This is a genomic window from Nonomuraea sp. 10N515B (assembly GCF_052245915.1).
Classification (GTDB): Bacteria; Actinomycetota; Actinomycetes; order Streptosporangiales; family Streptosporangiaceae; genus Nonomuraea.
This window is the reverse complement of sequence record NZ_JBQQBQ010000015.1, coordinates 24,801-49,719: the sequence shown is the minus strand read 5'-3', so window position 1 is coordinate 49,719 and position 24,919 is coordinate 24,801. Positions and strand designations below refer to the sequence as shown.

Below are 24,919 nucleotides of genomic sequence, written 5' to 3'. Positions count from 1 at the left end.
GTCAAGAAGGGGGAGCGATGCTGCCGGAAGCCGAGATCAACAGGGTGCTCGTCGTGACCGCGCATCCCGACGACGCCGATTTCGGTGCCGCTGGGAGCGTGGCGCTGTTCGTGGACCGGGGAGTGGAGGTCACTTACCTGCTGATTACGGATGGTGACGCGGGCGGCAACGAACGTACTCTGGACAACTCCGGCATGGCCGAACTCCGCAGGAGCGAGCAGCGTGCCGCGGCCAAGGCCGTCGGCGTGACGGACGTGCGCTTCCTCGGCTACTCCGACGGGCAGGTGGTGCCTTCGCTGGAGCTCCGGCGTGACATCGCCCGCGTGATCCGCCAGGTCCGACCGGACCTCGTCATCACCCACCACCCGGATCGCAACTATCGATTCATCGCCCCCAGCCACCCCGACCACCGCGCGGTCGGCGGCGCCACCCTGGACGCCGTCTACCCGGACGCCCGCAACCCCTACGCCTTCCCCGAGCTGCTCAGGGACGAGGGCCTGGAGGCGTGGACGGTGCGTGAGGTCTGGCTGAACGGCGGTCCGACCCCGAACCACTGGGTGGACATCACCGACGCCATGGACCGCAAGCTCGCGGCCTTGCAGTCGCATGTGAGCCAGGTGTCGCACGTGGAAGGCTTCGCCGAATTCGTCAGGGGCCGCTTCGCCGCCTGGGCCGAAGAGGCCGGCTTCGGCGAGGGCCGCTACGCGGAGGCCTTCCAAGTGGTCCCCACCGCCTGAGATTTTTACGGGACGGAACCGGGCGGCACGACCCATAGCGCGCGCTGCCCGGTGACCTGGGCGATGATGTCGAAGTCGAGGTCGTAATGCAGGACCGTCGCCCCGTGCACCTCGGCGCAGGCGGCGATCAGCAGATCCTCCGGCCTGATGCCGCGGTGCTGAGAGCGCTTGACGAGCTCTATCTGCACCTCGATGGCCCGCCTCTGCACCTCTTGGTCTACGGGGAGCGAGATGCACCGGCGCTGTGCCTGCAGGATGCGCTGGTAGTGGCCGAAGTCTCTGGCGCTGTAGAGCACCTCGAGGTCGATGACGCTACAGGTCGCCACGACGCGGGCCGCGTAGAGCGGATGGAGTGCCTTGGCAATCACCTCGCTGGTGCGTATGCGTGCCAGGGCGCTCTTGTCGAGCAGATACATCAGTCCTGTCGTCGCCACGCGTGCTTCATGACCTCCGGATCGAGCAGATCCGGGCTCCCTTCCGTGCGCCAGAACTCGAACGCGTGGATTGCGCTGGCCCTTTCCGTGTCCCGTTCGACGACTGCTCGGAGCGCGGAGTGAACCGTTTCCATCATGGTCGCCGTCCCGAGCTTTTTCTGGGCCGCTTCGAGAAGCTCCTTGTCGATGTCGATGACCGTACGCATGCAACACCACCTCCATACCTCCAGCGAATATCAGAACTTGTGATCTTGATATACGCGCTCCCGGAGACGGCACCGGCCTCAGGGAGGGCGTCCCGAGAGACCGTAAAGCATCGAGGTGAGGCGTATATGGAACGCTCCATGGAATGGGGGAGGATCCTCATCCATAGGTGAAGAACTCTCATTCAAAGAATGACCGCAGCACGCGGACTTACTTCTTCTTCGCGGCAATCCGGGCGAAGAGATAGCCCAAAGAGTTGGTCGCCAGGTGCAGCATGGCCGGAGCCAGGAGCCCGTTGTGGCGGCGTAGCTCGCAGAAAAGCACCCCCGCCGCCGCAGTGGACACGACACTTCCCGCCACCACTCGCGCCATGTCCAGATGGTTAGGGGACTCGCCGGCCGTCAGGGCACCCAGGGCCGGGTTGGCGCGGGCCATGTCCATGGCAGGCAGGACGTGCCAGAGGCCGAACAGGGTCGAGGAGACCGCCGTGGCGGCGACCGTGCCGTGCCGTTGGCGCAGCATGGCGTACAGGGCCCCGCGGAAGCCCACCTCCTCCAGGAGGACCGTGCCCAGCGGGACCTGGAGGAGGGCTTCTTCCAGGACGCGGGCGCGGGAGAGCGACAGGGCGCGCTCGTCGTGGAAGAGCGGCCTGGTGCGCGGGTGCGAGATCCCCACCGTGTACGCGGTGGCCACCGCCGCCGCCAGGGCGCCGCCCGCGATCGCGCCGCGGCGGCCGTGCTCGAAACCGAGCTCCTCCCACGACAGGCCGGACCTGCGGGCCATCGCCACCAGCGCGGCCGTGGCGGCGGTCGAGGTCAGCGGGCCCAGGCGGGGGGCGACCTTGTTGTTCATGAGGTTGGCGGCGGCGAGGAGGGCGATCGAGCGGAGGAGCACCCTTGCAGGCTACGTCGCGACGCGCCCGTCTCGCCCCGCCTCGGGCCAATCGCCCCCCGTCGCCGGAAGGACCCCGGTCAGGAGGCGGCGGCCGAGTTGCGCCAGCCCGCCGGGAAGCGGGTGCGGCGGCGCTCCTCCGGGGTGAGGCCACCCCAGATGCCCTCCGACTCGCCCGCTCGTAATGCGTAGGAGCGGCACTCCTCCATCACCTGGCAGCCCGCGCAGACCGCCTTGGCGCGCGCTTCCTGCAGAGGCGAGGGGGCGAGTGGGAAGAAGAGGTCAGGGTCGCTGGATCTGCACGCCCCCCGGCGCAGCCAGCCGATCTCCTCCAGTGGCATGGGTCAACGGTACGGCCTGGTCATGATCGACCACATCATCCTCTGGGTTGATCGAGGCATACACCCCCGGGAGACCTCATGGCTTCAGCAGGCGCCCACTCCGCCTCGGTAGCCGTTCGCGAACGACGCCTGCCGCTGCTCGGCCGTGCCGTGGGCGGCCGGGTTCAGCCAGTCGTCGGTGGGGTCGCCGGCGGCCGCCAGGCTGGTCAGCAGCTCCTCTTCGTCGCCCGGCTGCGCCGTCAGCGCGCCGGAGTTCACCAGTGCCGACAGGGTGCCGCCCGCGTAGCAGTCGGCCTGCAGCTCCATCTGCACGTTCAGCTGGAAGTCGGACCGTAGCTGGGCCTGGATGGAATGGCCGAACTCATGGGGAATGATCACATAGACCGACCCGTCCCCCATCTCGTTCCAGAGGCCCTCCATCCAGGCCTCGTCATAGGCGATGAAGTGGCCCACGGGGCAGTAGAAGGCGTTGTTCGGCACGGAGGGCTGACCGCCGCAGCTCGGCCCCGAGTCGCCGGAGTACGGGACGAAGTCGGCGATAGGCCGATATGTCTCCCCAAGCTGGGCGAACTGCTGCTTCCAGAATTCCTCCGCCAACGTCCGCGCCGTGCGGACATCGTCTTCGAACCGGTCTTCGTCCTGCGGATTCATGGACGGCGGGCGGGCGATGCCGCAGGAGGCCAGCAGCAGGACGAGGAACACGATCAGCGGACGGAGGGTCACGGGCTTCAGACCTCCCACAGGTGCACCGGCTCATTCGTGTGCATGCGCTCGATGTACTCGAGGGTCATGGCACGCAGTGCCTCGTGCCGGTCGCCTCCCTGCGCGTTGACCCGCTCCACCTGCCAGGTCGCCCCTGTACGCCCTGCCAGGCAGCGGCCCTCGATGATGGCGAGCAGCCGGTCGGCGACGGGCTGGGAGACGCCCCATTTGGCCAGCCCCTCGTGCGCCATGGGCAGCAGCCGGCGCAGGATCAGCTCGGCCGCGGGCACCTCGCCCATCCCCGGCCAGTACAGCCGCGCGTCCAGCCCGTGCCGCGCCGCGGCGCTGAGATTGTCCTCCGCCGCCTGGAACGACATCTGACTCCAGATCGGCCGCTCGGCGTACGGCAAGACGCGCATCAGACCGTAGTAGAAGGCGGCATTGGCCGCGACGTCGGCCACGGTGGGCCCGGCGGGCAGCACGCGGTTCTCCACGCGCAGGTGCGGCATGTCGTTCACCACCGCGTACACGGGCCGGTTCCAGCGGTAGATGGTGCCGTTGTGCAGGGTCAGCTCGTGGAGCTGGGGTGTGCGTCCCTGTTCGAGCTCGGTACGCGGGTCCTCGTCCTCGCAGAGCGGCAGCAGGGCCGGGTAATAGCTGACGTTCTCCTCGAACAGGTCGAAGACGCTCGTGATCCACCGCTCGCCGAACCACACGCGCGGCCGCACGCCCTGCGCCTTGAGCTCGGCCGGCCGCGTGTCCGTGGCCTGCTCGAACAGCGTGATCCTGGTCTCGCGGTGCAGCTCCTTGCCGAACAGGTAAGGGGAGTTGGCCGCGACCGCGACCTGCACCCCCGCGATGGCCTGGGCGGCGTTCCAGTGCGCGGCGAACGCCTCGGGGCTCACCTGCAGGTGGAGCTGCACGCTCGTGCAGGCGGCCTCGGGCGCGACGCTGTCGGCGTGCGTGTCGAGGCGTTCGACGCCTTCGATGCACAGATGCAGGTCCTCGCCGCGGGCGGCGAAGATCTGCTCGTTCAGCAGGCGGTAGCGGGGGTTCGCCGAGAGCGTGCCCTCGCCGATGTCCTGCTCGCGCAGCGTGGGCAGGATGCCGATCAGGACCAGGTGCCCGCCCTCGGAGCGGGCGCGTGACTCCGCATGGTTGAGCCGGGCCCGCACGTCGTTCTCCAGGTGGAGCGCGCCCTCGCCGCTCAGCTCCTGGGGTTGGATGTTGATCTCGATGTTGAACTGGCCCAGCTCGGTGGCCCAGTCCGGCTGCTCGATGGCCGCGAGCACCTCGGCGTTGCGCATGGCGGCCTCGCCGTCCGCGTCCACGATGTTGAGCTCGATCTCCAGGCCGGCGAGGGGGCGTTCGAGCTCGAAGCGAGCTTCACGCAGCATCTGGGCGAAGACGTCGAGACATCGTCGCACCTTTTCACGATATTTCCGCCGATGTTCGCGGCTGAAGACCACCACCGGCACGTCCCTGCCCATATCTGGAAATGTCGCACGCCAACGCCCCCAAGACCAGGTCACCCACCCACCCTTTCCTCCAAACCTTTACCGAACCCGACCCAGGCGAAGGCCTTGCGGCGTCTTGGTGGGCCTGGGTCCAGCGGTGACCACGGACTTGGCCCAGGATGCGCTCCGTAACGGTGCTTAGCCACTGAAGGGCTCAGAGGCCGTGTTCTTGGAAGGCCCTGCTCATGGTCGCGCTCGCACGGGGCTCCGCTGGTCACGCAAGCTGCCGCTCTCCGCCCCAAGCTCGCCGCGCTGTGTCTATGGTCGCGCTCGCACGGGGCTCCGCTGGTCACGCAAGCTGCCGCTCTCCGCCCCAAGCTCGCCGCTCCGCCAGCCGAAGTGCGGCGGGTGGCGGCCCAGTCGGCGAAGCCGTACAAGATGGGGGTTTGAAAAGCCTAGCCATGTACGGCGCCGCACGAAGATAGGGTTCGGGGATGCGTGTTTTGGTTAGTGGTGGGGCGGGTTATATCGGCAGCACGATGGCCTCGGCGTGTCTGGATGCCGGGATCTCGCCCGTGATTCTCGACAGTCTCGTGACCGGGCGGCGGGAGTTCGCCGACGGGCGGGCGTTCTACGAGGGGGATATCAGCGATGGCCCGCTGATTGACAAGATATTTGCCGAAAACCCCGATATCGAGGCTGTCATCCATTGCGCGGCACTCATCGTCGTGCCCGACTCCGTGGCCGACCCCATCGGCTACTACCGCGCGAATGTGGCAAAGAGCCTGGAGTTCGCCGACCATCTGCTCCGCAATGGCTGCACCCGGATGATCTTCAGCTCCTCCGCCTCGATCTACCGCACGGGCGAGGACCACACGGTGGACGAGGACTCCCCGCTCGACCCCATGAGCCCGTATGCGCGGACCAAGGCGGTGTGCGAGGCCATGTTCGCCGACATCGCCGCCACCCGCCCCATCAAGATTCTCTCCTTGCGTTACTTCAACCCCATCGGCGCCGACCCGAAGATGCGTACCGGCCTGCAACTGCGGCGCCCCAGCCACGCCCTCGGCAAGATGATCGAGGCGTACGAGGACCGGGTGCCCTTCCAGATCACCGGCACCGGCTACCCGACCAGGGACGGCACCGGCATTCGCGACTACGTCCACGTCTGGGACCTGGCCGCCGCGCATGTCGAGGCCCTACGGCGATTCGACGATCTGACGGCAAGCGTGATCAACCTGGGCACCGGAGCGGGCACCACCGTCCGCGAGCTGGTCGAGGCGTTCAATCGCGTCGTCGACAGCCCGATCGAGGTCGTCGAGGCCCCTTCCCGCCCCGGCGACGTGGCCGGCGCCTACACCCGCAGCGACCGCGCCCGCAGCCTGCTTGGCTGGCAGGCCCGCTACTCCGTCGAGGAGGGCATCAGGCACTCGCTCGAATGGGCGCGCCTGCGCGAGTCGCGACTCGGATAGACCCTGGACCGGGGCAGCGTCTCGTCATACGATTCGTATACGAACTGTTCGTACACGAAAGAAATCATGGAAGAAGCTGAGGCGGCCCGCGAGGTGGCACGGCTCTACCCGGCGGTCTACCGGCGATTCAAGGCGTCGAGAAAGCCGATCGCGGCCGGGCTGACCGCCCGGATGCACGCTGTGCTCGGCCACCTGCTGGCTGCGGGGCCGCTCACGCTGAGCGAGCTGGCCGAGCACCTGCAGCTGTCCAAGGCCGCGACCACCGAGCTGGTCACCCGGGTCGAAGAACGCGGCCTGGTGGCCAGGATCAGGGACGAGCGCGACCGGCGGCGGGTGTTCGTCTGGGTCACCGAAGAGGGAAGGGCGGCCGCCGCGGCGGCGGCGCCGCGGGTGCTCGAGGACGACCTGCTGGCGCAGGCCGTGCGGACGATGACACCGCAGGAACGCCAAGGGCTCGTGACTGGGCTGCGCGCGCTCCTGAGAGACGGAGAGGACGGGTCGTGAGCTGCGAGAGCTGCGGAATGCCGATGGAGAGCGCCGAGGACCACGCGCCGGGCCACCCCGGCAGCACCTGGTGCCGCTACTGCTCCAACACCGACGGGACGCTGCAGGACTTCGACGAGCGGTTCGAGCGCATGGTGCAGTGGGAGGTCCAGCGCACGGGCCGGCCGAGGCCCGAGGCCGAGGAGGCCACCAGGGCCTACATGCGCACGATGCCCGCCTGGCGCGACCACCCGAGGCTGATGTCATGAGGATCCTGGGCGTCGACAATGTCCTGGTCGGCGTGGCCGACCTCGATCGGGCCAAGGAGTTCTATGGTGGCGTGCTGGGGCTGAAGGAGAAGTTCTCGACAGGGGAGATGGCCCTCTACGCGATCGGGGAGGAGACCCCCGGCCTGCTGGTACGCGTCCAAGAGGCCGGTCCCGGCTCCATGCGCGTCTGGCTTGAGGTCCCCGACGCCCGCGCCGCGGCGGCCGAGCTGGGCGTGGAGCCGTTCGAGGTGTTCACGGGCTGGACGGTGGAGCTGGCGGACCCATGGGGGAACGTCATCGGCCTCACCGACTACGCCAAGCAGCCGCACCTCTCCCGCCTGGCGACGGGAGAGGGCTGAGATGATCAGATAGCTGGATCAGCTGCCGACGTTGGCGAGCGAGTCCCAGATGACGGACGCGTCGTCCTCACCGTTCTCGAACTCGGTAGCGATCTCATCCGCCGGCGGCGCCTTGATCGACACGGTGGTGCCCCAGCCGGAGAACCTGGTGTCCACGCTCACGCTGCCCTTCCCGCCGGACAGGACGGACATCGGGAAGGTCGACACCAGCCGGGTGGGCAGGCCGGCGGAGTTCACCGCGAGCCGCCAGCTGATCGTGCTCTTCAGGGCCTTCGCCGAGGGCTTGGAGACCCCGGTGGCGCGGAACCACGGGGACACCTTCCATAGGTCGCCCACCGTGATCTTGCCGGCGTAGCCGCCACTGGTGGGCTTGGCGCTCTTGAACAGGGTCTTGAGCGTGGCGGGCTCGGCGAGGTTCACCGGCTGGCTGTAGGTACCGGTCACGCCACCGGTCGGGCCCTTGGGGAGCTTGAACCAGTTCTTGTCCTCGGGCAGCATGGTCGCCCACATGCCTCCGGACAGGTACGACGTGGTGCCGACCCGGATCGTGCGCTCCGGTGAGGCCAGCGCCTTGAGCAGCTCCGGGGCGTCGTCCGCGTCCGCGCCCAGGTCCTTCAGGGAGATGTTGAACCTGCCGGTGCTGTCCGAGGCCGCGATGCCGGACTTGCTGAACTGCAGGGTGCCGCTGCGCCGGACGAAGATTGAGCGATCCCCCTCGACGTCGAGGGTGGTCCGCTCGGTGAACTTCACTCCCTTGCCGGGAACGAGCTGCTTCTTCACCGCGACGACGGGGTTCTTCGGTGCGGCGGCCATGGCGGGGGTCGCGGCGACCAGGGTGGCAGTGGTGGCTAACACCACGCCGGCGAGCATGCGCTTCATGCGGATTCCTTTGTTGAGGGGGATTACCGGTGCTTCCCGCCGAAACTTTCGTGCCTCGGGGTGAAGCGAGGTAGGGAAAAGCTGGGTCGTGATCCTAGCGTTCCGGTACGCGTCGTGGATATCGGTGATCCTGCGCATACACGTAACGTCCCATGGCGATCACGGACGGGAATGGCCCTCGGTTTCCTTCGAATCGGATAACCGGGGGCCCCAGGAATCCTGGCCATTAAAGATCACGGCCATATATCGGCACTCGGGCGCTCCGGCGGCGAATCGGTGCATTTCTCGTGCAGATCATCATCTGGGCACCCTTGCCGGAAGTGAGACCGGAGGTGAGGCTTGGAAGTGAGATCAGCGTCACATAGTGGGAGAACCATGACCCGGTGACCTGGGCAGGTCAAGCTTGGGGCTAGGCTTCACTGGCGGAAACGCCCGGCACGCACGGGTTGCCCGGGCCGTCGAACATCAGTCGGATAAGCAAGGACGGACCCTCGTGGACCTGTTCGAACATCAGGCGAAGGAGCTCTTCGCTGACTACGGCATCCCGGTGCCGCGCGGCATCGTCGCCCACACGGTGGAGGAGGTGCGGGCGGCCGCTGAGCAGTTGACCGGCCGCGTCGTCGTCAAGGCCCAGGTCAAGACCGGTGGCCGGGGCAAGGCCGGAGGCGTGAAGGTGGCCGATGACGCCGCCGACGCCGTCGAGAAGGCCACCGCCATCCTGGGCATGGACATCAAGGGCCACACGGTCCACAAGGTGCTCGTGGAGGAGGCCAGCGCGATCGCGGAGGAATACTACTTCTCCTTCCTGCTCGACCGTGCGAACCGTACGTTCCTCGCGATCTGCTCCGCCGCCGGCGGTATGGACATCGAAGAGGTCGCCCACAGCGCCCCCGAGAAGGTCGCCAAGGTGCCGGTCTCGGCGCTGACCGGCATCGACCGGGCCAAGGCCCGCGAGATCGCGGTGGCCGGCGGGCTCCCGGAGAAGTCGCTCGACGGCGCCGCCGAGCTCATCGAGAAGCTCTGGTGCTGCTTCGTCGACGAGGACGCCACGCTCGTCGAGGTCAACCCCATGATCCTGTCGGCCGATGGCCAGGTGAAGGCGCTCGACGGCAAGGTCACGCTCGACGACAACGCCTCCTTCCGCCAGCAGGAGCACGAGGCGCTGGCAGACAAGGCCGCCGAGGACCCGCTCGAGGCCGCGGCCAAGGAGAAGGACCTCAACTACGTCAAGCTCGATGGCGACGTCGGCATCATCGGCAACGGCGCGGGCCTGGTCATGTCCACCCTCGACGTCGTGGCCTACGCCGGTGAGGCGTTCCCCGGCAAGCCGTCCCCCGCCAACTTCCTCGACATCGGTGGTGGCGCGTCGGCCGAGGTCATGGCCGCCGGCCTGGAGATCATCCTCTCCGACCCCGACGTGAAGTCGATTTTCGTGAACGTCTTCGGCGGCATCACCGCCTGCGACGCCGTCGCCAACGGCATCGTCTCGGCGTTCAAGCTGCTGGAGAGCCGGGGCGAGGCCGTGACCCACCCGCTGGTGGTCCGCCTCGACGGCAACAACGCCCAGCTCGGGCGACAGATCCTGGCCGACGCCGCGCTCCCGCGGGTCGAGCTGGTAGACACGATGGACGACGCGGCCAAGCGTGCCGCCGAGCTCGCTGCGGTAGGTGCGTAACTCATGGCCATCTGGTTGACCGAGAACAGCAAGATCATCGTTCAGGGCATGACCGGCGGGGAGGGCACCAAGCACACCCGCCGCATGCTCGCCTCCGGCGCCAAGGTCGTGGGCGGCGTCAACGCCCGCAAGGCCGGCACCGTTCACGAGAGCCTGCCCGTGTTCGGCACGGTCAAGGAGGCCATGGAGCAGACCGGCGCCGACGTGTCGGTCGTGTTCGTGCCTCCGGCGTTCACCAAGGACGCCGTCAAGGAGGCCATCGACGCCGAGATCCCGCTCGTCGTGGTGATCACCGAAGGCGTCCCGGTGCACGACAGCACCGAGTTCTGGGCCTACGCCGTCACCAAGGGCAACAAGACCCGCATCATCGGCCCCAACTGCCCCGGCATCGCCTCTCCCGGCGCCTCCAACGCCGGCATCATCCCCGCCGACATCACCACCGCCGGCCGCATCGGCCTGGTCTCGAAGTCCGGCACGCTGACCTACCAGCTCATGTACGAGCTGCGCGACTTCGGCTTCTCGACCGCTGTCGGCATCGGCGGCGACCCCGTCATCGGCACCACGCACATCGACGCGCTCCAGGCCTTCCAGGAGGACCCGGGCACCGACGCCATCGTGATGATCGGTGAGATCGGCGGCGACGCCGAGGAGCGGGCCGCGGCCTATATCGAGCAGCACGTGACCAAGCCCGTGGTCGCCTACGTGGCCGGCTTCACCGCGCCCGAGGGCAAGACGATGGGCCACGCGGGCGCCATCGTGTCCGGCTCGGCCGGCACCGCCCAGGCCAAGAAGGAAGCCTTGGAGAAGGTGGGCGTCCGCGTCGGCAAGACCCCGTCGGAGACGGCACGCCTCATGCGCGAGATCATGCAGGCTCGTTGATCATCGCCAAGAGGGCCCCGCGCGGCACGCCGCGCGGGGCTTTCCCATGTGTGGACAGCGCAGATCGTCTGATGGGGGGAGACGCCGCGTGGGGCACGAGGCGTCCGTCAGCCGCCCGGTGAGCGGCCCACGGATCACCACGGAGTCGGCCCACGGGCCTCCGTTGGCATCGTGCCTCGCTCTCTCCGGCCCAGGCTCATCGCTCCTGCTTATGGTCGCATTCGCTACGGGCCTCCGTTGGCATCGTGCCTCGCTCTCTCCGGCCCAGGCTCATCGCTCCACTGACCGGGTCAGAAGGCGTCCCCTGGACAGAGGGCGACCAACGACGGTGCTGGGGCGGCCACGTTGCAGCATAAAAGATTGAATATTAATCCCCCGGCGCGTCAACCAAGCACTGGTTGGGAAAGGTTGAGAAAATCACCTACTGTGACGGCGATTATCGACCAGTTGCGCGCTGCCCCCCGGTCGGTGCTCGGCAAGCTCCCCCGGGTCCCTGGCGACGACGACGAGTCCAGGCGACCGCTGCCCGTGTCGGGCATGCTGGCCGCGGCATGCACGCTGGGCGTCGGCTTGGCCGCACTCACCACGCTCACGCTGATCGGGTGGATCGCCGCCCCGCGCGGCACGCTGGGCTCCGGGCTGCCGGGTGTGTTCCGTACGGCGGCGCAGCTCTGGCTGGCCGCGCACCACGCCGGGTTCGCGATCCCCGGCGGGCGGGTCGGGTTGTTGCCACTAGGGCTGATCATGCTGCCGGCCGTGCTGCTCTATCGGGCGGGACGCTGGATGGCGCGCGATGCCGACCTGCGGCTCCGGCTGCCCGCGCGGCTACCCAAGAACAGCCCGCGGGAAAAGGCCCAGGCTCGCCGCCGGGCCCAACTGGTGCTGGTGGTGCAGGCGGGAGTGTCGCTGGCGGCCCCGTACGCGCTGCTGGCCGGGCTGATCGCGCTCGTGGCGAGCAACGACATCACGCAGCCGTTCATCGGTGAGGCGTTGTTCAGCCATTTCGTGCTGGCGTTCCTGGCGGGGGCGCTGGCCACCGCGCGGATGATCGGGCCCTGGCGGGTGATGCTCCGGCTGTTGCCCGAGCGGGTGCGCGCGCTCACCGTCGGCACGGCGATGGCCACCGCGTTGTTGCTGGTGGCCGGGCTGGCACTGGTGCTGGTCGCCGTCGTGCTGAACTTCGACCAGGTCAGGGAGCTGTCCAGCGTCCTGTCGCCCGGGCTCGTGGGCGGGCTACTCCTGGTGCTGCTCCAGTTGCTCTATCTGCTCAACGTCGTCATCTGGGCGTTCTCGTATATCGCCGGACCGGGGTTCGCCATCGGTGCGGACACTCTGGTCGCGCCCACGGGCGTGCAGCTCGGCACGGTGCCGAGCCTGCCGTTGCTGGGGGCGTTGCCGGAAAGCGGGCCGGTGCCGGCGTGGATGATGGCGGTGATCGCGCTGCCGTTCGCGGCGGGGGCCGTGGCGGGGGTGATGGTGGCCAGGATCTCGCCGTCGCCGTCGTATGAGGCGGCGCCGCTCTGGGGATTCCTCACGGGAGTGTCCACCGGGGTCGTGGCGGGGGCGCTGGCGGCGCTGTCCGGTGGGCCCATCGGCGGCGGACGGCTGGCGGCGATCGGTCCCTCACCTTGGGAAGTGGCGTTGTCGGTAGCGCTCGAGGTCGGCGTGGCCGCGGGCATCTCCGCCGGCGTGACGAACCTGCTGCTGATCAATAAGCGGGCCCGCGCGCCGCTCGACAAGGCGGCCGCCCCGGTACGCAAGGCGGGCGCGGCGATCGCCAAGGCGGCGAGCAAGGTGGGCTTGGCGGAGTCGGACCCGCGCCCGCTGCCCGGCCACTGGATGGACGCCACCGAGGCGGACACTCAGGAGATCCCGGTCATCAGGGACGACTGGCAGGACGAGCACGCCTCGGCGGCCGAGGAGACGCTGGCTCAGGCGCGTCCCCGCGTGGCGGAGACACGCCCGCCGCGTAACGACATCGTCGACGAGTCCGACGACCGCGGCGGTCATGTGATCTATCTCGATCCCTATGCTTGGGACAAAGACTGATCCGTTTTTCCTTTACGCTGCGACGTGGTTGCCCCACGCGCCGTCGTGGGTTGCCCCTCTGTCCCGGGAGCCTGGGTCGAAGAGAGCGCGGCACGATGCCAACGGCAGGCCCGTAGCGAACGCGACCATAAACAGGGCGCGCCGCCGTGACGCCGCACAGTGAGTGCGCTGCCGGGTGGCGACGACCGGAAAACCTGGCCGGCTCAGGGCTGCATGGCGCCCAGGAGTTCGAGGACGTCCGGGGGCAGCTTGCGCTCGGCCGCGTCTCGGAACTGGGTGAAGCACTCGCCCTGCGAGGACACCGTGCCGGCGCCCTTCATGCACTCCTGGTAGGCGGCGTATTCATCCATCAGGTAAAGCTGCATCCCCGTGGCCATGGCCGACAGTGCCAGCGCGATCGAGGAGATGGTGATGCCGCCCACGGCCATCCCCGTGGGCTTGCTCGCGGCTTTCAGCAGCGGCAGCGCCCGGATCCCGGCCGCCAGCGCGAACAGCGCCATGACCAGGCCGGCGAGCGGCAACATGAACGTCATGGCCAGCGCTGCGATGGACAACCAAATCGCTCGGCGACCCGCCGATTCGGCGGGCTGCTGGCCTGCCGGTGCCTGCACCGGTGTCGACACCTGACCTCCTCTGCGTCGCCGGGTGAGGAACAGATACCCTGGCAGCCCACCCTGTTTTCCTCTTGGAGAGTGCGCGTGTCTAAGGCTGGGCGGCTCGTCGTCCTCGTCTCCGGCTCTGGAACCAACCTACAGGCCCTGCTGGACGCTTCTGCCGACCCGTCGTACGGGGTTCGCGTGGTGGCGGTCGGCGCCGACAGGGAGGGGATCGAGGGGCTGGTCCGGGCCACCAAGGCAGGCGTCCCGACTTTTGTCGAAAAATTGGGCAATTATCCGACAAGGGCGGATTGGGACCGCGCGATCGCGGCCAAGATCGCATCGTACGAACCCGACCTGGTGGTGTCGGCAGGCTTCATGAAGATTTTGGGTACGCCGACGCTCGAGGCCTTCCCTGTGCTCAACACCCACCCGGCGCTGCTGCCGTCCTTCCCGGGCGCGCATGGCGTGCGCGACGCGCTGGCCCACGGGGTCAAGGTCACCGGCTGCACGGTGATGCTGGCCGACGAGGGAATCGACACCGGGCCCATTGTCGCCCAGGAGGCGGTGCCCGTGCTTCCGGACGACGACGAGGCGGTCCTGCACGAGCGCATCAAGACCGTCGAGCGCCGTCTACTCGTCGAGATCGTCGGCCGGATGGCCCGCGAGGGCTGGACGGTCAGCGGACGCCATGTCCGCATCGGCAACCAATCAGGAGGGGAAACCACGTGACTCGCATCGCCATCCAGCGTGCGCTGATCGCTGTTTACGACAAGTCCGGGCTCGAGGAGCTGGCCAGGGCCCTCGACGGCGCTGGGGTGGAGATCGTCTCGACCGGCGGCACGGCAGCCGCGATCTCGTCGTACGGGATCCCGGTGACGAAGGTCGAGCAGCTGACCGGGTTCCCCGAGTGCCTCGACGGGCGGGTCAAGACGCTGCACCCGCGGGTGCATGCCGGGCTGCTGGCCGACGTCACCAAGCCGCACCACGTGGCCCAGCTGCAGGAGCTGGAGATCGACCCGTTCCAGCTGGTGGTGGTCAACCTCTACCCGTTCCAGCAGACGGTGGCCTCCGGAGCCTCCGACGAGGAGTGCGTCGAGCAGATCGACATCGGCGGGCCCGCCATGATCCGCGGCGCCGCCAAAAACCACAACACCTGCGCTGTCGTGGTCGATCCCGGCTACTACGGCGACGTGCTCACGGCCCTGGCCGAGGGCGGCTTCACCCTGACCGAGCGGCGGCGGCTCGCGGGCATCGCGTACGCACACACGGCTTCCTACGACGTGGCCGTGGCCAACTGGTTCGGGAGCGCGTACGAAATGGAAGAGCTCCCGGCCTTCACGGGGGCCGCGTACGAACGCAAGTCGACCCTCCGCTACGGCGAGAACCCGCACCAGCGTGCCGCGCTCTACACGGCCGGCGCCGGCGGGCTGGCCAACGCCGAGCAGTTGCACGGCAAGGAGATGTCCTACAACAACTATCTCGACGCCGATGCCGCGTGGCGGGCCGCCTGGGACTTCTCCGACCCGTGCGTGGCCATCATCAAGCACCAAAACCCGTGCGGCATCGCGATCGGCTCCGACGTGGCCGACGCGCACCGCAAGGCGCACGCCTGCGATCCGGTGTCGGCGTTCGGCGGGGTGATCGCCGTCAACCGGCCGGTCACGGTGGAGCTGGCCAGGCAGATCGCCGACGTGTTCACCGAGGTCGTCATCGCGCCCGCCTTCGACGCGGAGGCGCTGGAGGTGCTGCGCGAGAAGAAGAACCTGCGGCTGCTGGCGTGCGCGGAAGGGCCGGCGCAGCCGACGGAGTTCCGCAAGATCGACGGTGGGCTGCTGGTGCAGACCGTCGACCGGGTCGACGCGCCCGGCGATGCGGCGTCGCAGTGGGAGCTCAAGACCGGCGAGCCTGCTTCACCCGAGGTGCTGGCCGACCTGGAGTTCGCCTGGCGCGCCTGCCGCTCGGTGAAGTCCAACGCCATCCTGCTGGCCGGCGACGGCGCCACAGTCGGGGTAGGCATGGGGCAGGTCAACCGGGTGGACTCCTGCCGCCTGGCGGTCACCAGGGCGGGGGAGCGCGCGCCTGGCTCCGTGGCGGCCTCGGACGCCTTCTTCCCGTTCCCTGACGGGCTGGAGGTGCTGGCGGAGGCGGGCGTGAAGGCGATCGTCGAGCCCGGCGGCTCCATCCGGGACGACCTGGTCGTGGAGGCCGCGGAGAAGGCAGGCATCACCCTCTACTTCACTGGCACCCGCCACTTCTTCCACTGATCGTCCGCTAAAAGGCGACATGAGCGATCATGTCGCCCTTTAGTGCGTTTGGGGGGCGAGCACGGGTCATGTCCGGTTAGCCTGAGTGCCTCCCCGCTGAGCCCATTCACACGGAGTTCTCCTTGCTCGATGCGATCCTGCAGGCGTTCGTCACCATGAACGGCTTCGCCACCAGCCCCGTCGTCCTCCTGGTGCTCGCCTTCGTCGGCGCCTACCTCGGCAGCCGAGTCGTCGAGATCATCCCGTTCACCCGCCGGATCATCGAGCGCAGAGAAGCCCAGGGCGCCGAACGCGACTAGCCCTGGTCATCGAGCCCGCCTCAGGGTGTGCCTCACGTGTGCGGTGGATGCAGCCGCCAGGCCAGCTTGGCGGCGCCGGCCAGGCTCGCACGCACGCCCAGGATGCTCTGCCTGACCTGGACCGCCCGGACAAAGGGCAGGCCGGCCACATCGTCGAGCGCCCGCTGCAAGGGCTCGAACAGCACCTTGCCCGCGGCCGACACACCGCCGCCGACCACCACGGTCTGGACCTCTGCCGCGGCCGCGGTGGACGCGATCATGCCGGCCAGCGCTCTGGCGCCGCGCTCGAATGCGGCGAGCGCGATCGCATCCCCCGCCGCAGCGTCCCGCGCCAGGGCCCGCGCGTCCGCCTTCACCTCGGTACGACCGGCCCCGGCTGAGCCGGCGGGCTCCGCTGGGCCGGGGAGCTCCGCTGGGCCGGCGGCCCCCGCTGGGCCGGCAGGCTCTGGTGTGCCTGCAGGCTGTGCGGCGCCGACGATCTCTTTGGTGCTGGCGGTCTCAACGGTGCCGGCCTGATCGGTGCGGGTGGCGGCGGCGGGGTCGGCTGACGACGCGCTGGGTGACCAGCCGTTCTCCAGAGCCCAGCGGGCAAGGTTGGGGCCGCTGGAGTAGCGCTCCACGCATCCCCGGCCACCGCATTCGCAGCGTTCCCCGTAGGGGTCGATACTCATATGCCCGACATGTCCGGCGTTACCGGTCGGGCCCAGGAGCGGTGCGCCGTCGAGCACGATGCCGCCCCCGATGCCGGTGGACACGACGATGCCGAGCAAGGACGCACTGTCGCGCCCCGCACCCAGCCAATGCTCCCCGAGCGCGAAGCATTGTGCGTCGCCCGCCAGCACGGTGGGCAGCCCCGTGAGCTTCTGTACCTCCTCGCGCAGTGGGAAGCCGCGCCAGTTGGCGATGTTGACCGGGCTCACGGTGCCGGTGGCGAGGTCCAGCGGGCCCGCACAGCCGATCCCGGCGGCCACCGGTGGCGGGCCGCTCTCGGTCACCTCCGTGATGAGAGCCGCCAGGGCGGACATGACGTCCGTACGCGGCGTGGGCCGGGTAGCGGAGCACAAGACGGAACCGGCCTCGTCCACCAGCGCGGCGGCGAGCTTGGTTCCTCCGATATCAATGGCAAGTACGCAGGTCATCAATGTTTGTGGTGGTTGTCGGGCTGGCGAGGGTCGCCAGGGTGTTCCAGTCCGGGCACTAGCTTGACCTTCTCGGCACGCAGCTCATCGAGCCGGCGGGCGAAGGCCCTCCGCCGCGCGGCCTCCAGCAAACCATCCGCCGGCAGGGCGGAGGTGCTGTGGTGGCGTGGAGGGCCGGGGGATCCAGGAGATGGGGAGATTCCTTGCTCTGGCGTCGGGGCGACTCCTTGTCCGTGTGCGGAGGTGACGGCTGGGTGATGGGGGCCGAATGAGGCGGGAACGGCTGGTTGCTCGGGGCCGGGTGAGGCGAGAACGGCTGGGTGATCAGGGCCGGGTGAGGTGGGGACGGCTGTGGCCAGGTGCCAGCCCAGGGCGTCCTCGACCGGGCCCACGAGCGCGCCGTACGGCCGGTGCAGGATCGCCTCGGCGATCGCGGCCGGCAGCGAGTCGAGGCTCACGGCGCCGAGAGGTTCGAGGTCGTCCGGTCCGGCCTGCTCGGCGCTCGTCCGGTCGGCGAACAGACGGTGGTGGACAACGTGCCTGGGGGAGCGTTGAGGGGAGGTGCGGGCTCGCCACTCCGCTGGGATCTCTGCCATGGCGGTGACGTGCTCGAACAGGGTGCGCACCCACGGGCTGCCGTTGTAGGCGGCGGCGTTGATCGAGCCCAGCTCGACGGCCGCCACCCGATCGAGCGGCCCGCCCTCCACAGGAGCAAGGCCCAAGCCTCTGGCGGCGGTCTCGCACAGGGCTTCGGTGAGGATGACCTGGGTCAGCCACCGGGCCAGCTGGCGGTCTTCAGAACTGCCTGGAACGGGCAGCGCCGCGCGGAGCGGGCCGCCGCGTAGGCCGGCGAGGCGCCGGTCGAGGCGCTCACGTGGGATCGGCCGGTCCCCGACCCAGCCGATGACACCGTCCGGTCCCGGTGCGGTGGCGCGGGAGCCAGGAGCGGCGTGCGCGGGCACCGCTGGGCGGTGATGGAAGTGATGGCTCATCGGGGCACCTCGCGGCGGGCTGCCCGGCCGTGGCGGCGATCGACCGTCACTAGGGCACCATCCTTACTGCGAGGGCCGCGTAGGGGTCTCATCGGGTCACCTCCAGGCGGATCGCCGGGGAGTATTGGCAACGGCCGTACCACATGACCTTGGCGAGTGCCCAGGCATGCCCGTCTGGTGCGTCCTCGGGCACTTCCACCGGGAACGACACCTCCGCTATTTCGCCGGCCGCCACGGTGAAGCCCTGGATGACGCGGGGGAGCAGAGTCCACGTGCCCCAGGGTGATGCCAGCTGGGACTCACCACGGATCTCGTCTGCCGTGGTGTTGGTGAGTCGGAGGACGAGGGCGGTGCGGTCGCCGGGATGGAGGGAGAGGACGTCCGTGACCGGGCTGACCGAGAGGCCGGTCGAGCGGGCCTCGGGCGAACTGGTGCCCTTGACAGCGGTGCCCGAGGCCGGGGGCAGGCCTGGGACGGGAAGTTCGGGGGCGTCGCCCACGGCCACGGTGGCGACGTCCTCGATGAGCTGGCCGGCGACGAAGGTGCGGGCGGAGACGAAGTGCAGGCCCGTGTCCGGCTGCGGCGGCGTCACGGTGACCGGGAAACGTACGTGGCCACCAGGGGACAGGCGGAAGGGGCGTTGGACGGGGGTGGCGATCCAGCCGGGCGGGACCCGGAGATCGACCACGCCTTCGTGGGGCTCCTCGGTCAGGTGGGAGGAGACCACGACCTCCAGCTCAAAGGGGCCCTCTGGTGAGGTGACGAGGCCGGGGCCGACCGCGATGGAGATCGGGAGGTAGCCGAGCGGCGCCGGGCCCTTGTTGTGCAGCCAGTAGCGGCTGTAGACGGGCTGGGCCTGCTCGGTCGTGGGTCCGAGCTCGGGCCGTGCCGGTGGGGGCGGGGCGCTGGCCAGGAAGGTCGCGACCTCGAAGCCGGTCATGGTGAGGTCGAAGGCCGGTGCGCCGGGACGTTCGAGCAGGTCCGCATGGGTGAGGTCGGTCAGCGGGAGGATCGGGGAGTCGATCTCGACCTGGGCGCCCAGGCCGGTCGATTCGATCAAGCGGATGGTCACGCCACGGCCGGGCTCGGCGGTGCGGCCGTGGGCGTGCGGGTTGCCGGTCGCCTTGATGGTGCTCACGAGCACATCGCGGGGCGGCGAGAGCGTGAGGAGCGAGTGGGCCGGCGGGAGCTCGCCGTCCTGGGCGTTCAGCGTGCGGGGCAGGAGCGGGGTGATGTGCTCCTGGCCTGCGGCGGGCAGGCGCAGGGCGCGCCAGTCGCCGTCGCCGGCGACCAGTGCGTAGGAGAACTCGTGGGTCCAGTGCTGGAGCTGGAAGCCCGAGCCGTCCGGGGTCGTGCGGTGGGGCGGATCCAGCCAGATGCCCGAGGGCCAGCCCGTGCAGGAACGCATCAGCGACAGGTGCAGAGCCCCGTCCGGGTCGACGGCGAAGCCGGGCAGGCCGTACGTCAGCAGCGCGACCGTCCGGTCCTCCAGGCGCTCCGCCCCGAGCGGGCACACGGCGTCGATCGTGGCGTCGGCCAGGTCGGCCACCAGGTCCGCGATGGGACCGGCGACGATCAGGGCGGGCAGGGCACGGAGGTCACGCAGGTCGGCGCTCGGCTGCCAGACCTCCGCCAGCGGGCGTTCGGCGGGGACCCACACGCGGGGCGCGCCCGACTTCAGGGCATCCAGATAGACGGGGTCGGCCTGGGCGAGCAGGTCGGCGGCCACGGGGTTGGTGTCGGGGCCGCCCACGACGATGCGTACGTCCGGGAGGTTCGAGTCGACGTCCAGCCAGCCGTATCGGGTGCCGGAGGCCGACGACGTGGTGGCGGTCACGCCCGCTCGGGCCAGCGCCACCACCAGGTCGCGGGCCTCCGGGGCGTCGGCGAGCGTAGGCACCACGACCTCGGCCACGCCCAGCGCCCGCGCGCCGGCCTCGCCGAGATCGACCTTGGCGGTGGCGGACAGGCCGAACCACGTGTTGGCCGGGTTGTCGAGCGTCCATGGATGCTCGGCCGTGTCCACGTCGGGGAGCGCGAAACCGCGGCCCACCACGGCGCCCGACACGTCCGACACCGGCAGCGCGCCTTCGACCCGGGCGGGGAAACGGACGCGGAACAGGCGGTCGGCGCCGGTGTGGTCGAGCACGCGGGTGGCGAAGTCGATGCGGTCGGAGCCGGTGAGCAGGGTGACGGTCTGCTCGTACGAGACCTCCCCCACCTCGCCGGTGACGATCAGGCGCCGGCCGATCGCGCTCGTCTCCGTGCGGGCGCTCAGTGTCCGGGTGCCGGCCGAGCCGACGGCGTGGCCTGTGGGGATGAGGTGCCAGGGGCCCTCGCCCATGTCAGGGTGCTGGGGGTATTCGTGGTAAAGGCGCAGCTCGTTGCCGAGCCCGGACAGCAGCTCCTGGCCCGAGGCCCGGTCGAGGATCGAGGTCAGGCCACCGCCTTGGGAGGGGTCGGCGGTGATGCGCCAGCGGTCATTCTCGATCGTGATGGCGCCGTGCGCCGGTGCGGGCTGCCAGGTGGTGGGGGAGCCGGGAACCATCCGGTAAGTGCGCCAGCCCAGCGAGGGAACGTCCTGGGCCAGGAAGGTCACCGTGCCGTCCTCCACCACGGCAGGCACGCCGGCCACCGTGTGACCGGCAGGCAGGCGCACGCGTGCCAGCCCGTCACGGGCGAACGGCAGCGTGTTCGTGACCACGACGCTCGGCGCGTCCACCGCGATCTGACCGGTCAGGGCGTCCAGGGCGGTGTCCCTGGCGGCCGTGGCCAGGTCGTAGGCCTCCCGCCAGCCGGTCAGCAGGTCGATGTAGACCTGATCGGACTCCGAGCCCGTGATCGCGTCGTGGTGCGCGCCGTAGGCCAGCTGCCGCCACACCTTGTCCAGCGCCGTGTGCGGGTAGCGGCCGAGGCCGAGCGCCTGCGCGAACGCCGACAGCCGCTCGGCGTCGAGCGCGGCCACCTCGGCGGCGCGCTGCGCCTGCTTGGTGTCGATGTAGGAGACGTCTTTGCCTGTGTAGATGGGGTTCATATCGCGGGTTTGGGGGCTGAAATGCGACATGTCGGCGCGGACAGCGTTCAGGAAGTCCCGCGGGGTGGCGCACACGAACCTCGGCCACACATAGCGGGCCGCCCACGTGCGGTGGACGTCGGTGATCCACTTGTTGGGCGGTGTGTAGTCGGTGCCCACGGGGAGCAGGACGTGCTTCGTCGCGGCCACGGGCTTGAGCGACCGGTAGAGGTCGTAGACCGCCTGGCAGGCGCCCTCCAGCGTGGGCGCGGAGTCCATCCACCAGCCCGCCGAGTAGTGGGCGGGCATGTAGTGGGTGAGCACGCCCTGCCCGGATGGCGAGATCCACTCGAACTCGCTCGGGAACTGCATCATGGCCGCGTCGTTCTTGGCCTGCTGGAAGTTCTTGTGGATCGGCCCCCACTGGTGGAACGGCCCGCGCGCCCACGCGCTGCCGGTCAGCCCTGCCGCCGCCAGATAGCCGGGGAACTGCGGGTCGTGCCCGAACACGTCCAGCTGCCACGCCGTGCGCGGATCGCCGCCCAGGATGTCGCGCTGGTAACCGATCCCGTAGACGAGGTTGCGGATGGTGCTCTCGGCGCCGGTCAGATTGGTGTTGGGCTCGTTGTAGGTGCCGCCGATCAGCTCGGCCCGCCCCTCGGCCATGAGGGCGCGCAGATCGGCCCGTCGTTCGGGATGGGTGTCGAAGAACGGCTTGAGGTAGTCGACCTCGGCCAGCACGAAGCGGTAGTCGGGGTCGCGCAGCGCCAGCTCGATGTGCGCCTCGACCAGCGCGAACGCGTTTCGCTCCCAGAGGGGTCTGGTGGTGGCGTCGGCGGAGAGCAGCTCCCACGGGCTGGTGTAGGCCGCCTGGGTGTTCCACCACACGGGGTCGTAGTGGAAGTGGGACACCATGTGCATCGTCCAGCCCGGCTCCTCGGCCGTGACCGTGATCTCCAGGGACTCCTCGCCCAGCGTCACCACGCACGGCAGGGCGGCGCCGGGCGGTGCCGTCAGGGTCAGGGGAATCTCCAGAACGCCGGAGGCGGTGGCGGGCACGGTCACCGGCTCGGCCAGCCGCACGCCCTCGCCGCGCAGCTCCAGGGGCGTGTCGCGCTCTCCCTGTGCGACGGTGACGCGGAGCACCTGGTGCGGCTCGGCCTCGGAGCCCACGAAGAGGTCGGTCGACTCGGCGGACAACAGGCGGACAGGCAAGGGGGACCTCCGGGGACAGCGTGATGCTGGCGCCCGTAACACTAAGCCCTTCGAAGATCAATGACAACGATGTCAAAGACCGCCTGTGGATAACTTGTGCTGGTTGGCTGGGGTCTGTGGATAACTTGCGAGCGCTCCTCCTCCTGCGCGTGCGCCGGCGGGTCAGGCCGGTGCGAGGGGCGGACGGAGGCATGGAAGGATTGCCTGCATGAGCGCAGTGAAACTCGATGGCAAGGCGACCGCCGCCAAGATCAAGGCAGACCTCACGACCCGAGTGGCCGCGCTCAAGGAGCGCGGCATCACACCCGGCCTGGGCACCGTGCTCGTGGGCGACGACCCGGGCAGCCAGATCTACGTGGCAGGCAAGCACCGTGACTGCGCCGAGGTGGGCATCGCCTCCATCCGCGTCGACCTGCCGGCCACCGCCACGCAGGCCGAGGTCGAGGCGGCCATCGACGAGCTCAACGCCTCCCCCGAGTGCACCGGCTACATCGTCCAGCTCCCCCTCCCCAAGCACCTCGACACGATGGCCCTGCTGGAGCGCATGGACCCGGCCAAGGACGCCGACGGCCTCCACCCGGTCAACCTCGGCCGCCTCGTCCACATGGTGGACGCGCCGCTCCCGTGCACCCCGCACGGCATCGTGCTGCTCCTGCAGGAATACGGCGTGCCGATCAAGGGCGCCGAGGTGGCCGTGGTCGGGCGCGGCATCACGGTGGGCCGCTCGCTGGGCCTCCTGCTGACCCGCCGCAGCGAAAACGCCACCGTGACCCTGTGCCACACCGGCACCCAGGACCTGGCCGGCCACGTGCGCCGGGCGGACATCGTGGTGGCGGCGGCGGGCGTGCCCGGCCTGATCACCCGCGACATGGTCAAGCCCGGCGCGGCCGTCCTCGACGTGGGGGTCTCCCGAGTGGACGGCAAGATCGCCGGCGACGTGGCGCCGGACGTGGCGGAGGTCGCCGGCTTCCTCACGCCCAACCCGGGCGGCGTCGGCCCCATGACCCGTGCTCTCCTGCTCTCCAACGTGGTGGAGGCCGCAGAACGCCAAGCAAGGTGAACGATTGCAAGGCGCCGAGATCCCCGGCGCCTTGCAGTCTCGCTAGAAGGGGTACGCGGCCACGTCCCCCTGTACGGTGACCCACTGGGTCTCCGTGAAGGCGTCCGCGTTGGCGGGCCCGCCGAACCTCGTGCCGGTCCCCGAGGCGCCCACCCCGCCGAACGGCGCCACGGCCTCGTCGTCCACCGTCTGGTCGTTGATGTGCACGATTCCCGTCGGCACCAGGTCGGCCAGCGCCAGCCCCTTCATGACGTCGCGGGTGAGGATGCCGAGCGACAGGCCGTACTCCGTGTCGGCGGCCAGCGCCGCCGCCTGCTCCAGCGAGGAGAACGTCATCACCGGCGCCACCGGCCCGAACACCTCCTCCGCGTACGCCGGCGCGTGGGCCGGCACCCCGGCCAGCACGGTGGGCCGGTAGAACAGCCGGTCGTACGTCCCGCCCGCGGCGAGCCTGGCCCCGGCCGACACGCTGTCGGTGACGAGCCGGTGCACCCGGTCCCGCTGCCCGGCGTCGATGAGCGGGCCGAGGGCGACCTGACCGGTGGCCGGGTCTCCGACCGGCAGGGCGTCGGCCTTGGCGGCGAGGCGTTCGACGTACTCCTCCGCCACCGATTCGTGCACCAGGTGCCGGCCCGCCGTCATGCAGATCTGCCCCTGGTGGAAGAACGACGCCCACGAGGCGGCGGACACGGCCGGCTGGAGGTCGGCGTCGTCGAAGACGACCAGCGCCGAGTTGCCGCCCAGCTCCAGGTGCACCCGTTTGAGCAGGCGCGCGCCCGCCTCCCCGACCTTGCGCCCGGCCGCGCTCGACCCGGTGAAGGAGATCACCGGGATGTTCGGGTCGGTCACCAGGGCCTGCCCGGTCTCGGCGCCGCCGGGGAGCACGTGCAGCAGGCCGTTCGGCAGCCCCGCCTCCTCGAAGACGCGGGCGAGAGAGAACCCGCCGCAGACGGCGGTGCGCTGGTCCGGTTTGAAGACGACCGCGTTCCCGAGCGCGAGCGCCGGAGCCACCGACCTGGTGCCGAGGATCAGCGGGAAGTTGAACGGCGCGATCACCCCGACCACGCCCACGGGCACCCGCCGGGCGAAGCTGAGCCGCTTGCGCGAGGTCGGCAGCACCTCGCCGAGCGGCTGCGAGGCCAGCGCCGCCGCCTCGTAGCACTCCTGCGCCGCCACGTGCGTCTCGAAGGCGGCCTTGCCGGGCACCCCGCCGGACTCGCGGACGATCCAGTCCTGGATCTCCTGCGCGTGCTCCTCGAAGAGCCGCCCGGCGCGGCGCAGCACCGCCGCCCGCTCCTCGTACGGGGTGGCCGCCCACGCCCGCTGCTCCTGGCGTGCCCGCAGGGCGGCCGCGGCCACGTCGTCGGCGCCGGCCGTGCCCGCACGGCCGAGCTCGTTGCCCGTCGCCGGCTCGACGACCGGCGCGTCACCGGCGCGCGAGGCCGTCCAGCCGCCGTCGAAGACCAGGCCGGTCCAGATCTTGGGGTCCAGGAATGTCATGGTGAGC

General features: G+C 69.8%; 24 protein-coding genes. 12 read left to right on the top strand and 12 right to left on the bottom strand.

Features of this window, described 5'->3' with window-relative positions:
• The first annotated feature begins 17 nt into the window (after positions 1-17).
• Entirely contained in the window at positions 18-737 is a 720-nt protein-coding gene (locus ACTWQA_RS23935) for a PIG-L deacetylase family protein (RefSeq protein ID WP_443161354.1), read from the top strand.
• A 5-nt stretch (positions 738-742) separates the two neighbouring features.
• Here the strand turns inward: ACTWQA_RS23935 and ACTWQA_RS23930 are convergent, their stop codons facing one another.
• From ACTWQA_RS23930 to ACTWQA_RS23905, 6 genes are all read right to left on the bottom strand, one after another.
• On the bottom strand, positions 743-1,171 hold the full coding sequence (locus ACTWQA_RS23930; protein WP_443161353.1) for a PIN domain nuclease: 429 nt from the start codon (positions 1,169-1,171) through the stop codon (positions 743-745).
• Positions 1,153-1,377, bottom strand: a complete 225-nt coding sequence (locus tag ACTWQA_RS23925; protein ID WP_443161352.1) for a type II toxin-antitoxin system VapB family antitoxin — start codon at positions 1,375-1,377, stop codon at positions 1,153-1,155. The genes ACTWQA_RS23930 and ACTWQA_RS23925 overlap by 19 nt, the downstream gene beginning before the upstream one ends.
• Before the next feature lie 208 nt (positions 1,378-1,585).
• Positions 1,586-2,269 (bottom strand): lysostaphin resistance A-like protein, encoded by a 684-nt coding sequence (locus ACTWQA_RS23920; RefSeq protein WP_443161351.1) that lies wholly within the window; start codon positions 2,267-2,269, stop codon positions 1,586-1,588.
• Between the two features lie 77 nt (positions 2,270-2,346).
• Positions 2,347-2,607: a WhiB family transcriptional regulator gene (locus ACTWQA_RS23915; protein ID WP_305920109.1), complete on the bottom strand. Its 261-nt coding sequence runs from the start codon at positions 2,605-2,607 to the stop codon at positions 2,347-2,349.
• An 84-nt stretch (positions 2,608-2,691) separates the two neighbouring features.
• Positions 2,692-3,330 carry a neutral zinc metallopeptidase gene (locus tag ACTWQA_RS23910; protein WP_443161350.1) on the bottom strand — a complete coding sequence of 213 codons (639 nt, stop codon included), beginning with the start codon at positions 3,328-3,330 and terminating at the stop codon, positions 2,692-2,694.
• A 5-nt stretch (positions 3,331-3,335) separates the two neighbouring features.
• Complete coding sequence (locus tag ACTWQA_RS23905; RefSeq protein WP_443161349.1) at positions 3,336-4,736, bottom strand: glutamate--cysteine ligase; 1,401 nt, start codon at positions 4,734-4,736, stop codon at positions 3,336-3,338.
• A gap of 524 nt (positions 4,737-5,260) precedes the next feature.
• Here ACTWQA_RS23905 and galE point away from each other — a divergent pair.
• The 4 genes from galE to ACTWQA_RS23885 all read left to right on the top strand — a co-directional run bounded on the left by galE (position 5,261) and on the right by ACTWQA_RS23885 (position 7,349).
• Positions 5,261-6,238 (top strand): UDP-glucose 4-epimerase GalE, encoded by a 978-nt coding sequence (galE, locus tag ACTWQA_RS23900; protein WP_443161348.1) that lies wholly within the window; start codon positions 5,261-5,263, stop codon positions 6,236-6,238.
• Between the two features lie 66 nt (positions 6,239-6,304).
• Positions 6,305-6,742, top strand: a complete 438-nt coding sequence (locus ACTWQA_RS23895) for a MarR family winged helix-turn-helix transcriptional regulator (protein ID WP_443161347.1) — start codon at positions 6,305-6,307, stop codon at positions 6,740-6,742.
• The gene (locus ACTWQA_RS23890; protein WP_443161346.1) at positions 6,739-6,990 is read left to right on the top strand and encodes a zinc ribbon domain-containing protein; all 252 of its coding nucleotides are present in this window, start codon (positions 6,739-6,741) and stop codon (positions 6,988-6,990) included. The genes ACTWQA_RS23895 and ACTWQA_RS23890 overlap by 4 nt, the downstream gene beginning before the upstream one ends.
• Positions 6,987-7,349, top strand: a complete 363-nt coding sequence (locus ACTWQA_RS23885) for a VOC family protein (RefSeq protein WP_443161345.1) — start codon at positions 6,987-6,989, stop codon at positions 7,347-7,349. The genes ACTWQA_RS23890 and ACTWQA_RS23885 overlap by 4 nt, the downstream gene beginning before the upstream one ends.
• A gap of 18 nt (positions 7,350-7,367) precedes the next feature.
• Here the strand turns inward: ACTWQA_RS23885 and ACTWQA_RS23880 are convergent, their stop codons facing one another.
• Positions 7,368-8,228, bottom strand: coding sequence for a hypothetical protein (locus ACTWQA_RS23880; protein ID WP_443161344.1), 861 nt, complete (start codon positions 8,226-8,228; stop codon positions 7,368-7,370).
• A gap of 493 nt (positions 8,229-8,721) precedes the next feature.
• Here ACTWQA_RS23880 and sucC point away from each other — a divergent pair, with 493 nt between their 5' ends.
• The 3 genes from sucC (at position 8,722) to ACTWQA_RS23865 (ending at position 12,831) form a co-directional block, all read left to right on the top strand.
• Entirely contained in the window at positions 8,722-9,903 is a 1,182-nt protein-coding gene (sucC, locus tag ACTWQA_RS23875) for an ADP-forming succinate--CoA ligase subunit beta (RefSeq protein ID WP_327585643.1), read from the top strand.
• Positions 9,904-9,906: 3 nt separating this feature from the next.
• On the top strand, positions 9,907-10,782 hold the full coding sequence (sucD, locus tag ACTWQA_RS23870; RefSeq protein ID WP_443161343.1) for a succinate--CoA ligase subunit alpha: 876 nt from the start codon (positions 9,907-9,909) through the stop codon (positions 10,780-10,782).
• Positions 10,783-11,208: 426 nt separating this feature from the next.
• Entirely contained in the window at positions 11,209-12,831 is a 1,623-nt protein-coding gene (locus ACTWQA_RS23865; RefSeq protein ID WP_443161342.1) for a cell division protein PerM, read from the top strand.
• A gap of 203 nt (positions 12,832-13,034) precedes the next feature.
• On the opposite strand, the gene ACTWQA_RS23860 is transcribed toward ACTWQA_RS23865, so the two are convergent.
• Positions 13,035-13,454 (bottom strand): hypothetical protein, encoded by a 420-nt coding sequence (locus ACTWQA_RS23860; RefSeq protein ID WP_443161341.1) that lies wholly within the window; start codon positions 13,452-13,454, stop codon positions 13,035-13,037.
• A 75-nt stretch (positions 13,455-13,529) separates the two neighbouring features.
• Between ACTWQA_RS23860 and purN the strand changes: the two genes are divergently transcribed.
• The 3 genes from purN to ACTWQA_RS23845 all read left to right on the top strand — a co-directional run bounded on the left by purN (position 13,530) and on the right by ACTWQA_RS23845 (position 15,993).
• Complete coding sequence (purN, locus tag ACTWQA_RS23855) at positions 13,530-14,159, top strand: phosphoribosylglycinamide formyltransferase (RefSeq protein WP_443161340.1); 630 nt, start codon at positions 13,530-13,532, stop codon at positions 14,157-14,159.
• Entirely contained in the window at positions 14,156-15,694 is a 1,539-nt protein-coding gene (gene purH, locus ACTWQA_RS23850) for a bifunctional phosphoribosylaminoimidazolecarboxamide formyltransferase/IMP cyclohydrolase (RefSeq protein ID WP_443161339.1), read from the top strand. Before purN ends, purH begins: the two co-directional genes overlap by 4 nt.
• A gap of 122 nt (positions 15,695-15,816) precedes the next feature.
• The gene (locus ACTWQA_RS23845; RefSeq protein WP_305920123.1) at positions 15,817-15,993 is read left to right on the top strand and encodes a hypothetical protein; all 177 of its coding nucleotides are present in this window, start codon (positions 15,817-15,819) and stop codon (positions 15,991-15,993) included.
• Between the two features lie 32 nt (positions 15,994-16,025).
• On the opposite strand, the gene ACTWQA_RS23840 is transcribed toward ACTWQA_RS23845, so the two are convergent.
• From ACTWQA_RS23840 to ACTWQA_RS23830, 3 genes are all read right to left on the bottom strand, one after another.
• Positions 16,026-17,132 carry an ROK family protein gene (locus ACTWQA_RS23840; RefSeq protein ID WP_443161338.1) on the bottom strand — a complete coding sequence of 369 codons (1,107 nt, stop codon included), beginning with the start codon at positions 17,130-17,132 and terminating at the stop codon, positions 16,026-16,028.
• On the bottom strand, positions 17,132-18,124 hold the full coding sequence (locus ACTWQA_RS23835; RefSeq protein ID WP_443161337.1) for a DUF7158 domain-containing protein: 993 nt from the start codon (positions 18,122-18,124) through the stop codon (positions 17,132-17,134). Before ACTWQA_RS23835 ends, ACTWQA_RS23840 begins: the two co-directional genes overlap by 1 nt.
• Before the next feature lie 88 nt (positions 18,125-18,212).
• Complete coding sequence (locus ACTWQA_RS23830) at positions 18,213-22,352, bottom strand: glycoside hydrolase family 38 N-terminal domain-containing protein (protein ID WP_443161336.1); 4,140 nt, start codon at positions 22,350-22,352, stop codon at positions 18,213-18,215.
• A gap of 208 nt (positions 22,353-22,560) precedes the next feature.
• Here ACTWQA_RS23830 and ACTWQA_RS23825 point away from each other — a divergent pair, with 208 nt between their 5' ends.
• Positions 22,561-23,412 carry a bifunctional methylenetetrahydrofolate dehydrogenase/methenyltetrahydrofolate cyclohydrolase gene (locus ACTWQA_RS23825; protein ID WP_443161335.1) on the top strand — a complete coding sequence of 284 codons (852 nt, stop codon included), beginning with the start codon at positions 22,561-22,563 and terminating at the stop codon, positions 23,410-23,412.
• Between the two features lie 42 nt (positions 23,413-23,454).
• On the opposite strand, the gene ACTWQA_RS23820 is transcribed toward ACTWQA_RS23825, so the two are convergent.
• On the bottom strand, positions 23,455-24,912 hold the full coding sequence (locus tag ACTWQA_RS23820; RefSeq protein ID WP_443161334.1) for a benzaldehyde dehydrogenase: 1,458 nt from the start codon (positions 24,910-24,912) through the stop codon (positions 23,455-23,457).
• Positions 24,913-24,919: the final 7 nt, after the last annotated feature.